This is a genomic window from Kutzneria sp. 744 (assembly GCF_000568255.1).
Lineage (GTDB): Bacteria > Actinomycetota > Actinomycetes > Mycobacteriales > Pseudonocardiaceae > Kutzneria.
Window position 1 is genome coordinate 6,954,797 of record NZ_KK037166.1, and the last position, 12,653, is coordinate 6,967,449.

A 12,653-nucleotide genomic window follows, 5' to 3' on the forward strand; every position below is an offset into this window, starting at 1 on the left:
GCCGGGACCGCCGGCCCACGCCGAGCAGCTGCGTCAGCCGGCGATGGGGGCGACGACGGCGCCGGTGAGGTCGGCCAGGGCGGCGGGGGAGAGCTCGACCTCAAGCCCGCGGCGGCCGGCGGAGCAGAAGACGGTGTCGAAGGCGGAGGCGGAGGCGTCGATGACGATGGGGAGCCGCTTGCGCTGGCCCAGCGGGGAGATGCCGCCGGCGACGTAGCCGGTGGCGCGCTCGGCGGCGGCGACCTCGGCCATGCGGGCCTTCTTGCCCTTGAGGGCGGCGGCGAGGGCCTTGAGGTCGAGCTGTCCGGTGACGGGGACGACACCGACCGCGAGTTGGCCGTCGACCTCGGCGACGAGGGTCTTGAAGACCCGGGCGGGGTCGAGGCCGAGCACCTCGGCGGCCTCCAGGCCGAAGGAGTCGTGCCGGGGGTCGTGGTCGTAGCTGTGCAGCGTGTACGGCACCTTGCGCTTGGCCAGCAGCGCGGTCGCCGGGGTTCCCTGTCCTGCCACGGGAAGACCCTATGACGCGGATCTCACCAGGAATGCGCACGGGGGCAGTCGTGTTGAACCCCACGTGGCTACTTCAAGCGCTGTGCTCGGCCGCTCCACGGCCCGACGCGTATCCTCAGGGGCGAACGACACGCTTCCCGCACGGGGAGCGTCGACAGCGTCCGCCCGGCTCGCGCGCCGGCGGGGAGGGAGCCAGGTGCCGGGTAGTTCCGCCCAGGTCAACGACAACAACATCGTCGAGCAGGAGACTGCCGAGCAGCGGGCCGCGCGCTTCGAGCGCGACGCCATGCCGCTGCTCGACCAGCTGTACTCGGCCGCGCTGCGCATGACGCGCAACCCCGCGGACGCCGAGGACCTGGTTCAGGAGACCTACTTGAAGGCCTACAGCGCCTTCGAGTCGTTCACGAGCGGGACGAACCTCAAGGCCTGGCTGTACCGCATCCTGACGAACACCTACATCAACGGCTACCGGCGCAAGCAGCGGCAGCCGATCCAGACCTCCGCGGACGAGATCACCGACTGGCAGATCGCCGCCGCCGAGAGCCACACCTCGCAGGGCCTGCGCTCGGCCGAGGTGGAGGCGATGGACCGGCTCCCCGACGACGACGTCAAGCAGGCGTTGCAGCAGCTGCCCGAGGAGTTCCGCATCGCGGTCTACCTCGCCGACGTCGAGGGCTTCGCGTACAAGGAGATCGCCGAGATCATGGGCACCCCGATCGGGACCGTGATGTCCCGCCTGCATCGTGGCCGCCGCCAGCTCAAGGACCTGCTCACCGACGTCGCCCGGGACCGCGGCTTTCTGCGCTCGGCCCGCGAGCGGGAGGTGACCGGGTCGTGAGCTCCGACGAACTGCACGGCGGCGACTCCGTCAAGGCGGGCTGCCGCGAGGTGCTGGCCGAGGTCTGGGCCTTCCTGGACAACGAGTGCGACCAGAACCAGCGCGAGATCCTGCGCCATCACCTGGACGAGTGCAGCCCGTGCCTTGAGCAGTACGGCATCGAGGAGCACCTGAAGATCCTGTTGGCCCGCAAGTGCGGCGGCGACCACGCCTCGGCCGAGTTCAAGGACCGGCTGCGGGCGTGCATCAAGGAGAAGGTGCTGGAGCGCACGCAGGCGAAGGTCGAGCCCTAGCGCGCAGCTGTCATGCATTGGCCTGAAGACGTTTGAAGGCCCCGGTGACCAGGTCACCGGGGCCTTCGTGCGTCACACGCACGGGTCTCAGGCGTTGGGCCGCTTCCCGTGGTTGGCGCCGCCCTTCTTGCGGTCGCGGCGCTTGCGAGCACGCTTCGACATAGCTGTCTCCCTCATGGCAGTGCCAGATTTTTGGCAGGTATAACTGTCCCCCGATTGTCTCACGTCGGTGGCGGGCTCCCGAATCCGTGGTTCCATGACGGGCATGACCGAGGAGATCCGGGCCGAGATGGTGGCCAACGTGAGCAAGGTCGTGGCGCACGAGGGCGACTCCGTGACCGACGGGGCGGAGATCGTCATCCTGGAGTCGATGAAGATGGAGATTCCGGCGGTCGCCCACCACGCGGGCCGAGTGACCAAGGTCGCGGTCGCCGAGGGTGACGTCGTGCAGGAAGGCGACCTCATCGCCGTCGTCGAGTAAGCGGACCGACTAGCGTCGGCACCGTGTCAACACTCACCGACCTGCTGGCCGAGCACACCGGCCTGCCCGGCGCCGCGGTCGACCACCTCCAGATGGTGGCGGCCGAGTGGCAGTTGCTGTCGGACCTGTCCTTCGCCGACTTCGTGCTCTGGGTCCCGCTGGACGACGACGAGCCGGCCGGCAAGTTCCTGTGCGCCGCGCAGGCCAGGCCGACGACCGGGCCGACGGCCCACCCCGACGACATGGTGGGCAGCACGGTCACCGCGGACGACCATCCGCAGGTGCGCCGAGCCCTGGTCGAGGGCCGGATCTGCCGCGAGGAGGACCCGCGCTGGCACCTGGGCGTGCCGGTGCGCCGCGAGACGATCCCGGTGCGCTTCAACGGCGACACGATCGCGGTGCTGTCCCGGGACACCAACCTGGCGGTGCCGCGGGTGCCGAGCCCGCTGGAGATCGCCTACCTGGGCAGCGCCGCCGACCTGTGCCAGATGATCTCGGACGGCACGTTCCCGGCCATCGAGCCGTCGGCCCGACGTGCACACGAGCCCCCGCGTGGGTGACGGCCTGATCCGCATCGACAGCTCGGGCGCGGTGGTGTTCGCCAGCCCCAACGCGCTGTCGGCGTATCACCGCATGGGTCATGCGGCCGATCTTGTCGGCGTGCACCCTGGCCCCGCTGACCAGGTCGCTCGTGGCGGATCCGTTCGACGCGACGGAGGTGGCGCAGCGGATCCGGACCGCGCTGGACGGCAACCCGAGCATGCGCATCGAGGCGGAGTCCCGGCGCGGCGCGGCGGTGCTGTTCCGTGCGCTGCCGCTGCGGCCATTGGGCAAGGCCGCGGGCGCATTGGTGCTGGTCCGCGACGTCACGGAGGTGAAGCGCCGGGACCGGGCACTGTTGTCCAAGGACGCCACGATCCGCGAGATCCACCACCGCGTGAAGAACAATCTCCAGACAGTGGCGGCGCTGCTGCGGCTGCAGGCCCGGCGGACTAACAATGCCGAGGCCCGGGACGTGCTCCAGGAATCGGTGCGCCGGGTGACCTCGATCGCCCTCGTGCACGAGACGCTGTCCATGTCGGTGGATGAGCGGGCCAATCTGGACGACGTGCTGGACCAGGTGTTCCCGATGCTCTCGGACGTGGCGACGGCGGAGACCGGCGTCAACGTGCGCAAGGAGGGCAAGCTCGGCGTGGTGTCGGCCGAATTGGCGACGCCGCTGGTCATGGTGCTCACCGAGCTCGTGCAGAACGCCCTTGAGCACGCCTATCCGGCTGGTGATTCGGGCGAGGTCGTGGTGCGTGCGGAACGCTCGGCCAAGTATCTGGACGTGGTGGTGTCCGACGAGGGCCGCGGCCTGCCGCCGGGCTTCTCGCTGGAGCGCACCGAGCGCCTGGGCCTGCAGATCGTGCGCACGCTGGTGGAGTCCGAGCTGCGCGGCTCGCTGTCGCTGCGGCGGCGGGACCCGCGCGGGACCGAAGCGATCCTGCGGGTTCCCCTCCGCCGTAGTCGATAGGTCGACAGATGTCTGGCGTAGCGCCGGTATCGATGAGTTAAATGGTCAACAACGTACAAGAGGCCTGGAAACCTCGGGGGAAGGTTCCAGGCCTCTTGCGCGATGAGAAATTGTAAAAGAAATGCTCTCGTCAGGCGTTGCTACGAGCGCGGGTACGAGCGTTGCGACGCTTCAGCGCACGCCTCTCGTCCTCACTCATACCGCCCCACACGCCGGCGTCCTGCCCGCTCTCCAGCGCCCACGACAGGCAACCGGACACAACCGGGCAGCGGCGGCAGACGGTCTTCGCCTCGGCGATCTGCAGCAACGCGGGACCGCTGTTCCCAACGGGGAAGAACAGCTCGGGGTCCTCGTCACGGCAGGCCGCGCGGTGGCGCCAGTCCATTTCTCTAGCTCCTCGCTAAGCGCGCTACGAGCGCACTGTTGTCGTCAGCGGTCGTCGGGGTGCTTGTGAATGCTTTCACGAACTTCGGGGATGTCAAGAGGTCGGCCTCGACTCGGTGAGAGAACTCACCCGAAAGATCGGCGCGTTTGACCCCTGGTGCCGGTCCGTGACCAGCCATGATGCCGTACGTCTCGGCCTCGCGACCAGTCTATTACGCTCCGGTCACGAACGCAGCATGACGCCACGGGCACTTCACACGGCCACCCTCAGCGCCTTCGGCACTGACGTGAACTTTACCTGACGGTGTTCACCGAGGTCGTCGCCGTCCACCTGAAGGCGCACGGGCCGGTCCGCGGTCACCCTGATCTGGGCGACATCGTCGAGTCGCAGCAGGTTCCCCCCGGAGGGTGGGCCCAGCGGCAGCAGGATCTGCGACAGGGTGCGCGCGATGACCGGCGGGGCCAGGCTCTGCAGCGCGAACAGGCCGAGACCGCCGTCGAACGAGCAGTCCGGGTTCATGTGGATCGGCTTGGCGCCCAGGTAGGTCCACGGATCGGTGTTGGAGACGAACGCCAGCCGCGACTTCTGCGTCGTGCCGTCCGGCAGCTCGATCACCAGGTCGGTGGCGGTGAGCATCTGCCTGACGTAGTTGGCCAGCGCGATCGAGGCGTACAGCAGGGGGCTGGCCGTCTTGTCCCGGCGGCGCTCGACCTCGGCCACCACGTCGGCGTCCCAGCCGAGGCCGGCATTGAACGTGAACCAGCGGCTGTCGGCGTCGGCCGGCTCAGCCAGGCCCAGGCCCACCTCGCGGCGGCTGCCCGACTCGATGGCCATCAGCAACCGGTGGGTGGCCTCGACCGGGTCCCTCGGCAGCCCCAGCGCCCGTGCGAACACGTTCGCCGAGCCTCCGGGCACCACACCCAGGGCGGGCGTGTCCGCCGGATCCGGGCACTTCGAGAGCAGCCCGTTGACCACCTCGTTGACGGTGCCGTCACCGCCGTGGGCGACCACCAGGTCCACCCCGTCCGCCACGGCACGCGCGGCGGCGTCGGCCGCGTGCCCCCGGTAGCTGGTCTCCACGATCTCCAGCTGCACGTCGCTGGCCAGCGCGTGGGCCAGCACGTCCCGCCCGGCGGCGGACGTCGCCGTCGCCTGCGGGTTGACCACGAGAAGGGCACGCACACCAGCAGCGTAGGACAGACCGTGACCGGCGACCGGTCCTCCGTCCCCGTACGGGTGGCTGTCGCTCATCGAAAGTGAGGGAGCTCTCCCTTCCGTGCCGACGACGCTTCGGACCCTGCGTTGTCGGCGAGTGCACCCAGACGACCGTCTGCTCTACGACAACACCGGAATCCTCCCCCCTGCGTCGGCGCCGCGGGACCGGCCGTCCGGGTGGCCTACGATCGATCCGTGCGCACGGATCGTGATGTGCGCAGGTAGCAGGTCGAGGAAGGTGTCCGTTGTCACGCGAAATCGCCGCCCCCGGACCCGTTCGCGCTGCCGGCGCGCTGGTCACCGTGCAGGGAATCGCCGCCGTGGTGGTCGCGATCGTCACGGTTGTGCTCGGTCTGTCCGGCGGAGCCCCGGCACTCGTCGCTTTCGGTGAGGCCGGCGTCTATGTGGTGATCGCCGCCGCGTTCCTGGTGCCCGGCATCCTGCTGTGGCGCGGCACGCGCGGCGCCCGCAACGGCGCGGTCTTCCTCCAGCTGCTGGTGCTGGGCGGCATCTGGTGGGGATTCGACCCCATTGACTCGCTGGCCGTGGACATCCTGTTCACGGCCTACTGCCTGGCCGTGCTCGTCCTGCTGCTGTTCCTCGCGTCCTCACGGGCCTGGGCGATGGGCATCACCGAGGAGGACGGGGCTACGCCCGAGCCGCGGCCTTGAGCAGCGGCTCGTCGGCCAGCCGATAGCGGTACCAGTCGTTGACGCGGGCCGCGCCCATCGCCTCGTAGAAGTCGATGGCCGGCTGGTTCCAGTCCAGCACCGACCACTCGAAACGGCCGAGGCCGCGGTCGGCGCATTCCTTGGCCAGGGCCAGGAACAGCGCCCGGCCGAGGCCGCTGCCGCGGTGCTCCGGGCGGACGAACAGGTCCTCCAGGTAGATGCCGTGCGTGCCGGTCCAGGTGGAGAAGCTGAGGAACCACAGGGACATGCCCACGACCTCGCCGTCCACCTCGGCCACGTGGCCGAACAGGGCGGGCGACGGGCCGAACAGGGCCGTGCGCAGCTGCTCGGACGTGAGGTGACACTCCTGCGGCGCCCGTTCGTACTCCGCCAGGTCGTACACGAGTTGCACAACCGCGTCGACATCGGACTCACGGACGCCGCGGATCATCAGATCTCCCCCAGGGGCGGCACGTTCAGGCGTCGGATCTGCGCCTGGCCTCGCTCGTCACCCAACACCGAAATGCCCGCGGGGTCCAACCCGATCCGCACGCCGGCCGCGGGGTCCAGCCCCAGCCAGCGGACCACCAGCACGCGGCTGAAGTGGCCGTGGCCGATCAGCACCACGTCGCCGCGCTCCAGCCCCTTGCGGGCCCGGGCCAGCACCGCGTCCGCGCGGTCGCCGACCTCCTTGGCGGTCTCGCCGTTGGGGATCTCGTGCGTCCACACCGTCCAGTCCGGCGCCGACGCACGGATCTGTTCCGTGGTAAGGCCTTCGTAGTCGCCGTAGTCCCACTCGGCGAGGTCCTCGGTCACCTCGTCCACGGTCAGACCGGCCAGCTGCGCCGTGCGCCCGGCGCGGGAGCGCGGGCTGGCGAGCACGAGTCTGGGTGGGACGGTGGTGCCTCGGAGTTCGGCCAGTACGGCGCCGGCCTTGCGGGCCTGCTGCTCGCCGTGAGCCGTGAGGGGGACGTCCGTGCTGCCGGTGTGCTTGCCGGTCAGCGACCACTCGGTTTCCCCGTGCCTGATGACGTACACGTCTGCCACCCAGCGGATCGTAGCCCCGCGGTGCGCTCACGGCCGGTCGTGTGATCCAACGCACTGCATCGAACAGGCGATCGAACAATTGGGCTGGATGAGGTAAAATTTGGAGGTAGTCCAGGGGGGAGGACGGTGTCGTCGGTGCGTCATCCAAAACTCGGGGTTGTGGTGGACTTCGCCAACTGCGGGCCCGGCTCGCAGACCAGGATCGTGTCCGACCAGCGGCGCATGTATCTCGACGAGGGCCGCCAGCCGTGGGCCTACTACGGTCCTATGGTCGCGGCCATCCGCCGCGCGCTGGCCGATCCGTCGCCGCAGATCGCGTTGGAGCTGGCCGTGGCCAAGGTCGAGGACTCGGCCAAGCGCGGGCACTTCGTCGAGCTGCAGAAGGGTTTCCAGCGCTGGCACGAGGGTTTCCGCGGCACGCTGGTGCCGGTCGGCACGGGCACCTGGGTCGGGTCCGACGCCGTGTTCGACGTCGCCCCGCAGCTCGGCCTGCGGCCGGCCAAGGGCCCCAAGCTGGCCGTCCAGCTCTACATGAAGGAGCCGGAGCTGCGGCCCGAGGCCGCCGCCGTCCCGCTGCACATGATGCGATCCGTGATGGACCAGGTCCTCCCGGACGGCGTGCCGGCGATTCTCGATGTGCGGCGCGGAAAACTCCTGCTCCCCTCCCGCCGCCGCAGCGACAGGCGTCTCGACGCGGACGTCGCCGGCGTCGTCGCCCACTGGTCGGCGATCTGGCGCGCCATCGCGTGAGTCAGTGGTTCTGGGTGAGGAAGGCGATGCCGTTGCGGTCGCAGCCGACCTGGGGGGCGTTGTGGGAATCGGTGTCGGACTCGCAGGTCCAGCCGTTGACGACGAGGCGGCGGGCCGTGCCCTGGGCCTTGCGCGGGGCGTCGCGGTAGTAGGAGCTGAGCACGGAGATGGCCTCGGGGCAGGCGGCGGTGCCGGCGGGAAAGGCAGGGGAGATGAGGGAGCGCTTGCCGGCGGGGCCGCTCACGGGGCCGCAGTCGACCGGTGGCGTGTAGCCGGAGTCGGCGGGCGGCTGGGCGTGGGTGGGGCCGGCGCCGCAGGCAGTGAGCAGGGCAAGGCCGAGCAGTGTCACGACAAGCCGGGCCGGCAGCCAACGCCCCATCGTTCCTCCGTCCGAGTGAACTCGCTGCCCATTGGACGCACGTGGGGTGGCGCGGTTCACTCGTCGGCGAATTTGGCCCGCAGGCGTGCGATGTCGGGCCCGAGGGGGCGGTCGACCAGGACGGGGGGAACGGTCTCGGCGATCCAGGCGTAGGCGCCGCGCAGGCGGGGAGCGCCGGGCAGGCCGCGGAGGTGGTGCGCCTGGGCGATGCCGATGAGCTCGCAGGCGGTGATCGACAACAGGTGGTCGGTCACCTGCCGGAGCTGCTCGCCGGCGGCCCAGGCGTGCGCCTGCACGTCCTCCTGGCCGGCGGAGGTGTCGAGGGAGCCGAGCGTGGCCGGGGCGGCCAGCCGGCGGATCTCGTGCAGCTCGCCGGCGGCCCGTTTGTGGATGGGCGACAGGCCGGCCTGGGGGCCGGGATCGACGGCGAGCTGGGCGTTCAGGCCGGTGAACTGCGTGTCCATGAAGCGGTGCAGCCGCTGCACGCTGATCTCGGCGAGATGGGTCAGCGCGGCGGTGACGGCGTCGAGGCGCAGGCCGATGGTGACGGCGTGGTAGCCGGCGGTGGAGGTGAAGCGCCCATCCAGGAAGGAGGGGGAATCCGTCGGCGCGGCAAGGAGAAGGCCCCGCGCGGCGGTCAGGTCGTCGAGGGTGCGCTGCGCGTGGGCGATGGCCTGCGGGGCGACGCGGAACGACACCGGCGCCTGCACGAGATCGGAGCGGGTGGCGGAATCCGTTGTGCGGGAACGGATGTCATCGAGGACGGCGGCGAGCACGGTGTCGGGGCCGGCCAGCGCGGGGTGGTAGATCGAGCGGGGCGCACCGAGCACGTCGATGGCCATGGCGGCGGCGAGGGTCTGGAGTTCCAGCGCCTGGGCGGCGTCGGCGCCGCGCATGTAGGCGTGCGCCAGGGCCAGCGGGGAACCCTGGATCAGGCTCGCGCCTTCCTTGGGGCCCAAGGCAAACGGCTTCGCCTTGCGGCGCTTCAACGCCTCGGCGGCCGGCTTCTCGACGCCGTCCTCCAGGACCGTGCCGATGCCCACGAAGGTCTGGAAGGCATGGGACAGCGGGATGATCTCGCCGGCGCTGCCCAGCGCGGAGCGTGGCACGGCCGGCACGAAGTTGTCGTTCAGGCGGTCGGCCAGGAACTTGACGAGCTCGGGGCCGGCGGCGGTGGTGGGCGCGAGCAGGCCTTGGAGCTTCACCGCCAGCAGGGCACGGACATCCGGCTCGGGCAGCCACGGCGGTCCGCCGACGGCCCGCCCGATGAGCAGATTCCGTTGGTGCGCGGCCTGTTGCTCGGCGTCGAGGGCGACGCCGGCCAGCCGGCCCATGCCGGTGTTGACGCCGTACACGGGCTTGTCGGCCGCCTCCAGCGCCGCCAGCATGGCCCGCCGGTTGGCGGCGACGTCGTCCAGCGGGCCCAGTTCGACCCGCTGTCCCCTGGCCACGGCCAGGATGTCCAGGTCCCTCACCGGTACGGCAGCATCGTGCCGACGTCGTTCGCCTCGGCCCGGTGCAGGATCATGTTCGCCACCGCGAGGTCCGTTGTGGACAGTCCGCGATGCCAGAACAGGGTGCGTTCCTTGTCGTTCTCGCGGCCGGGCCGGTGGCCGGCCACGATCTGGCCGATCTCGGCGTGAATGCGGTCCTCGGTCAGCAGGCCCGCGTTCAGGTGCGGCCGCAGCGCGCCGAACCTGGGGTTGCCCGACTGCGATTCCCGCCAGTTGTCCACGACGATCTTGTCCACGTCGTCGAGCAGGTCAAGGGCCAGCGCGCTGATCGTCCCGTACGGCACGAGGAAGCTCCCCGGCCGGAGGAACTCCTTGCGCAGCAACGGCTCCGGCTCGTTCAGCCGGGACGCCTCGACCAGCACGTCGGCCCCGTCGAGCGTCTCTTCCCAGGTCGTGGCCACCGTGACCGGCTTGCCCAGATGCTCGCTCAGCCGTTCGGCGAACGGCTCCCGGGACTCCGGCCGGCGGCTGGTCACCCGGATCTCGTCGAAGTCGAAGACCGAGTCCAGCAGCACCACGTTCCACCAGGCCGTGCCGCGGGCTCCCACGTGCCCCAGCACCTTGGCGTCGGCGCGGGCCAGGTACTTCGCCCCCACCGCGGTCATCGCCCCGGTCCGCGCCTCGGTGATCATCGTGCCGTCCACGATCGCCTTGGGCATGCCCGTCTCCGGGTCGAACAGGCTGATCAGCGCCATCTCGCTGGGCAGGCCCCGCTCGTAGTTGGCGACGAAGTCGCCCACCACCTTCACCCCGGCGACGCCCTTGTCGGTCAGGCTGCCCCGGAGCACGTTGAAATGCCCCCGGCCGCCGTTGTCCGGCACCAGGTGGGTCCGTGGCTCGAACACCACGCGGTCGTTGCCGTGGTCGGCCAGCACGTCCTCCACCGCCGCCACGATCTCGGCATCCGTGATGCCCAGCGAGTCGATGTCGGCGCCGGACAGGTAGCGCATCCAGACCGTTGTCACAGGGCCAGCCTAGATCGTCTGCCCCGTCCAGGCCGTGCCGTTCCAGTACCGCTGCATCCCCGACGCGTCCGGGTACCAGCCGGCTGGCGGCGTCGCGTTCATGACGTTGACCTGCACCGATGGCGCCACGGCCAGCGCCATCTGGTCGGCCGAGCAGGCCATCACCAGCGCGATGATCCAGCCGACGAACGTCCAGCCCAGCAGCAGGTTGATCACCGCGACCGACGCCGTGTTGGACTTGCGTCCGCTCGCCGCGATCGCCCACGGCAGCATGTAGCCGACCGTCAGCACCGTCACCACCCAGGCGAACACCACGTGCCCGTCCGAGACGGCCGGCGGCTGGACTGCGGCCCGATAGGGCATCTGATACGTCATGACGGCTCCCCTGCGGCTCGACCGAATGGCCGTACGGCAGAGCATTCGTCCCCGACCGGGTGATCGTTAGCCGGGAACGACAAAACGGCGCCGACCGGCGGAACGCGTCTCCGCTGGTCGGCGCCGTCAGCAGGCGATGGTGCTCAGGCCGCCTTGGTCTCCCAGAAAATCTTGTCGATCTCGGCGATCAGGTCCAGCAGCTCCTGGCCCTTGGCCGGGTCCATGGAGCCCTTGGCGCCCGAGGCGCCGGCCGCCTTGGTGGCCTTGTTGAACAAGGTGTGCAGCTCCGGGTACTTCTCGAAGTGCGGCGCCTTGAAGTAGTCGGTCCACAGCACCCAGAGGTGGTGCTTGACCAGCTCGGCGCGCTGCTCCTTGATCTGGATCGCCCGGGTGCGGAACTCGGGGTCCTCGTTGCCCTGGTACTTCTCCTGGATCGCCTTGACCGACTCGGCCTCGATCCGGGCCTGGGCGGGGTCGTAAACGCCGCACGGAAGGTCGCAGTGCGCCGTCGCCTCGAGGCGTGGGCCGAGGATGCGCGACAGCAGTCGCATGGGTCCTCCCAAACAGTGGATGCTCCGACGTGCGGAACCCTACTCCGGACGGCCGGAGCGGGCAGGTGGAGGTGATCGTTGGCACCGGTGGGAATAGATCTTTGGCCGCTGCGCCGACTGCGGGTGCGCGGCCCGTCGATGGCGCCGACCCTCAAGGACGGGGACGTGCTGCTGGTCAACTTCCGCAGACGGCCGACGGCGGGCGCGATCGTGCTGGTCCGGTGGCGGCAGAGACCGGAGCAGCTGTCGGTGAAGCGCGCGGTCGACCAGCGCGGGGAGCAGTGGTTCGTGGTGGGCGACAACCAGTTCGGCTCGACGGACTCCCGCGACCTGGGACCGGCGGACGTGCTGGGCGTGGCCACCTGGCGACTGTGGCCACGCCCGGGAAGGCTCAGCTGAGGCCGCGCAGCTTGTCCCGGTAGGCGACGCAGTCGTCGTAGCTGGGCAGCAGGCCCGCGGCCTCGGCCTCGGCCAGGGTCGGGGCGTCGCGGTCCTTGTCGGACAGGATCGGCTCGATGTCCGACGGCCAGGGCAGCCCCAGCGCCGGGTCCATCGGCGTGATGCCGTGCTCGGCGCCGGGGTTGAAGCCCTCGGAGCAGATGTAGGCCATGGCGGTGTTCTCGGCCAGCGCGATGAACGCGTGGCCGAGGCCCTCCGACACGTACACGGCGTTGAGCTTCTCGGATTCGAGCAGCACGGAGGTCCACTGCCCGAAGGTCGGGGAGCCGACGCGGATGTCGACGATCACGTCCAGCAGCGAGCCGGCCGGGCAGTAGACGTACTTGGCCTGGCTGGGCGGCACGTCGGCGAAGTGCACGCCGCGGATGGTGCCCAGGCGGGAGACGCTGTGGTTGGTCTGCGCGAGACGCAGCGGGTGGCCGACGGCCTCGGTGAACGCCTGCCCCTGGAACGGGGCGGCGAACCGGCCCCGGTGGTCCGGAAAGGCCGGTGGAGTGAATTCCCAAGAACCTGCGATGTCGAGCTCGCGAACCTGCATGGCGTCGGAGGTTAGCCGCTTGACCGATCGTGAACCGAACTGCCTGCGGAAACTGACCGGTCGGTGCAAGCAATTCGTACGGTCGTCTTGCTGAACCGCCTCTGAGCTGGGCAAAGAATGTGATCCCCGCCGCAGACAGACCGGTGATCGGCTGTCACACTGTGCC

Annotated in this window: 18 protein-coding genes and 1 pseudogene; 7 read left to right on the forward strand and 12 right to left on the reverse strand. The window is 70.1% G+C overall.

Annotated elements, in window-relative coordinates:
- Positions 1–33: 33 nt before the first annotated feature.
- Positions 34–510, reverse strand: coding sequence for a Cys-tRNA(Pro) deacylase (gene ybaK, locus KUTG_RS31880; RefSeq protein ID WP_043722046.1), 477 nt, complete (start codon positions 508–510; stop codon positions 34–36).
- A 196-nt stretch (positions 511–706) separates the two neighbouring features.
- Between ybaK and KUTG_RS31885 the strand changes: the two genes are divergently transcribed.
- A complete protein-coding gene (locus KUTG_RS31885) occupies positions 707–1,348 on the forward strand; it encodes a sigma-70 family RNA polymerase sigma factor (RefSeq protein ID WP_043722047.1) in 642 nt (213 codons plus the stop codon).
- Complete coding sequence (rsrA, locus tag KUTG_RS31890) at positions 1,345–1,641, forward strand: mycothiol system anti-sigma-R factor (protein ID WP_232241067.1); 297 nt, start codon at positions 1,345–1,347, stop codon at positions 1,639–1,641. Before KUTG_RS31885 ends, rsrA begins: the two co-directional genes overlap by 4 nt.
- A gap of 87 nt (positions 1,642–1,728) precedes the next feature.
- Here the strand turns inward: rsrA and KUTG_RS66485 are convergent, their stop codons facing one another.
- Positions 1,729–1,803 (reverse strand): 50S ribosomal protein bL37, encoded by a 75-nt coding sequence (locus KUTG_RS66485; RefSeq protein ID WP_096498094.1) that lies wholly within the window; start codon positions 1,801–1,803, stop codon positions 1,729–1,731.
- 103 nt (positions 1,804–1,906) lie between these two features.
- On the opposite strand from KUTG_RS66485, the gene KUTG_RS31895 reads away from it, so the two are divergent.
- On the forward strand, positions 1,907–2,122 hold the full coding sequence (locus KUTG_RS31895) for a biotin/lipoyl-binding carrier protein (protein WP_043722050.1): 216 nt from the start codon (positions 1,907–1,909) through the stop codon (positions 2,120–2,122).
- Positions 2,123–2,145: 23 nt separating this feature from the next.
- A pseudogene (locus KUTG_RS31900) lies at positions 2,146–3,638 on the forward strand (sensor histidine kinase).
- Positions 3,639–3,768: 130 nt separating this feature from the next.
- On the opposite strand, the gene KUTG_RS56825 reads toward KUTG_RS31900, so the two are convergent.
- Entirely contained in the window at positions 3,769–4,023 is a 255-nt protein-coding gene (locus KUTG_RS56825) for a WhiB family transcriptional regulator (RefSeq protein WP_043722052.1), read from the reverse strand.
- Between the two features lie 252 nt (positions 4,024–4,275).
- Entirely contained in the window at positions 4,276–5,205 is a 930-nt protein-coding gene (locus KUTG_RS31910; protein ID WP_043722055.1) for a diacylglycerol/lipid kinase family protein, read from the reverse strand.
- Between the two features lie 278 nt (positions 5,206–5,483).
- Between KUTG_RS31910 and KUTG_RS54105 the strand changes: the two genes are divergently transcribed.
- Entirely contained in the window at positions 5,484–5,909 is a 426-nt protein-coding gene (locus KUTG_RS54105; RefSeq protein ID WP_157494895.1) for a hypothetical protein, read from the forward strand.
- Here KUTG_RS54105 and KUTG_RS31920 read toward each other — a convergent pair.
- Positions 5,887–6,360 carry a GNAT family N-acetyltransferase gene (locus tag KUTG_RS31920; protein ID WP_043722057.1) on the reverse strand — a complete coding sequence of 158 codons (474 nt, stop codon included), beginning with the start codon at positions 6,358–6,360 and terminating at the stop codon, positions 5,887–5,889. The two genes, KUTG_RS54105 and KUTG_RS31920, sit on opposite strands and share 23 nt — an antisense overlap.
- Positions 6,360–6,956, reverse strand: a complete 597-nt coding sequence (locus KUTG_RS31925) for an acid phosphatase (RefSeq protein WP_043722059.1) — start codon at positions 6,954–6,956, stop codon at positions 6,360–6,362. Before KUTG_RS31925 ends, KUTG_RS31920 begins: the two co-directional genes overlap by 1 nt.
- A gap of 135 nt (positions 6,957–7,091) precedes the next feature.
- On the opposite strand from KUTG_RS31925, the gene KUTG_RS31930 reads away from it, so the two are divergent.
- Entirely contained in the window at positions 7,092–7,706 is a 615-nt protein-coding gene (locus tag KUTG_RS31930; protein WP_157494897.1) for a hypothetical protein, read from the forward strand.
- A gap of 1 nt (position 7,707) precedes the next feature.
- Here the strand turns inward: KUTG_RS31930 and KUTG_RS31935 are convergent, their stop codons facing one another.
- From KUTG_RS31935 to sodN, 5 genes are all read right to left on the reverse strand, one after another.
- Positions 7,708–8,085 carry a hypothetical protein gene (locus tag KUTG_RS31935; RefSeq protein ID WP_052395634.1) on the reverse strand — a complete coding sequence of 126 codons (378 nt, stop codon included), beginning with the start codon at positions 8,083–8,085 and terminating at the stop codon, positions 7,708–7,710.
- Between the two features lie 56 nt (positions 8,086–8,141).
- On the reverse strand, positions 8,142–9,560 hold the full coding sequence (locus tag KUTG_RS31940; protein WP_157494898.1) for an aromatic amino acid lyase: 1,419 nt from the start codon (positions 9,558–9,560) through the stop codon (positions 8,142–8,144).
- Positions 9,557–10,564 (reverse strand): ornithine cyclodeaminase family protein, encoded by a 1,008-nt coding sequence (locus KUTG_RS31945; protein ID WP_043722062.1) that lies wholly within the window; start codon positions 10,562–10,564, stop codon positions 9,557–9,559. The genes KUTG_RS31940 and KUTG_RS31945 overlap by 4 nt, the downstream gene beginning before the upstream one ends.
- Positions 10,565–10,573: 9 nt before the next feature.
- A complete protein-coding gene (locus KUTG_RS55490) occupies positions 10,574–10,939 on the reverse strand; it encodes a superinfection immunity protein (protein WP_063753588.1) in 366 nt (121 codons plus the stop codon).
- A 143-nt stretch (positions 10,940–11,082) separates the two neighbouring features.
- A complete protein-coding gene (sodN, locus tag KUTG_RS31955) occupies positions 11,083–11,484 on the reverse strand; it encodes a superoxide dismutase, Ni (protein WP_198047823.1) in 402 nt (133 codons plus the stop codon).
- A gap of 93 nt (positions 11,485–11,577) precedes the next feature.
- Between sodN and KUTG_RS31960 the strand changes: the two genes are divergently transcribed.
- Positions 11,578–11,889, forward strand: coding sequence for a S26 family signal peptidase (locus KUTG_RS31960; RefSeq protein ID WP_043722067.1), 312 nt, complete (start codon positions 11,578–11,580; stop codon positions 11,887–11,889).
- Here the strand turns inward: KUTG_RS31960 and KUTG_RS31965 are convergent.
- The gene (locus KUTG_RS31965) at positions 11,882–12,487 is read right to left on the reverse strand and encodes a dTDP-4-dehydrorhamnose 3,5-epimerase family protein (protein ID WP_043722070.1); all 606 of its coding nucleotides are present in this window, start codon (positions 12,485–12,487) and stop codon (positions 11,882–11,884) included. The two genes, KUTG_RS31960 and KUTG_RS31965, sit on opposite strands and share 8 nt — an antisense overlap.
- Positions 12,488–12,653 lie beyond the last annotated feature (166 nt).

Excerpts from the sequence above, each read along its gene's own strand:
- KUTG_RS31965 (WP_043722070.1), bottom strand. The coding sequence starts at position 12,487 with ATGCAGGTTCGCGAGCTCGACATCGCAGGTTCTTGGGAATTCACTCCA.
- KUTG_RS55490 (WP_063753588.1), bottom strand. The coding sequence starts at position 10,939 with ATGACGTATCAGATGCCCTATCGGGCCGCAGTCCAGCCGCCGGCCGTC.
- KUTG_RS31920 (WP_043722057.1), bottom strand. The coding sequence starts at position 6,360 with ATGATCCGCGGCGTCCGTGAGTCCGATGTCGACGCGGTTGTGCAACTC.
- KUTG_RS56825 (WP_043722052.1), bottom strand. The coding sequence starts at position 4,023 with ATGGACTGGCGCCACCGCGCGGCCTGCCGTGACGAGGACCCCGAGCTG.
- KUTG_RS31895 (WP_043722050.1), top strand. The coding sequence starts at position 1,907 with ATGACCGAGGAGATCCGGGCCGAGATGGTGGCCAACGTGAGCAAGGTC.
- KUTG_RS31935 (WP_052395634.1), bottom strand. The coding sequence starts at position 8,085 with ATGGGGCGTTGGCTGCCGGCCCGGCTTGTCGTGACACTGCTCGGCCTT.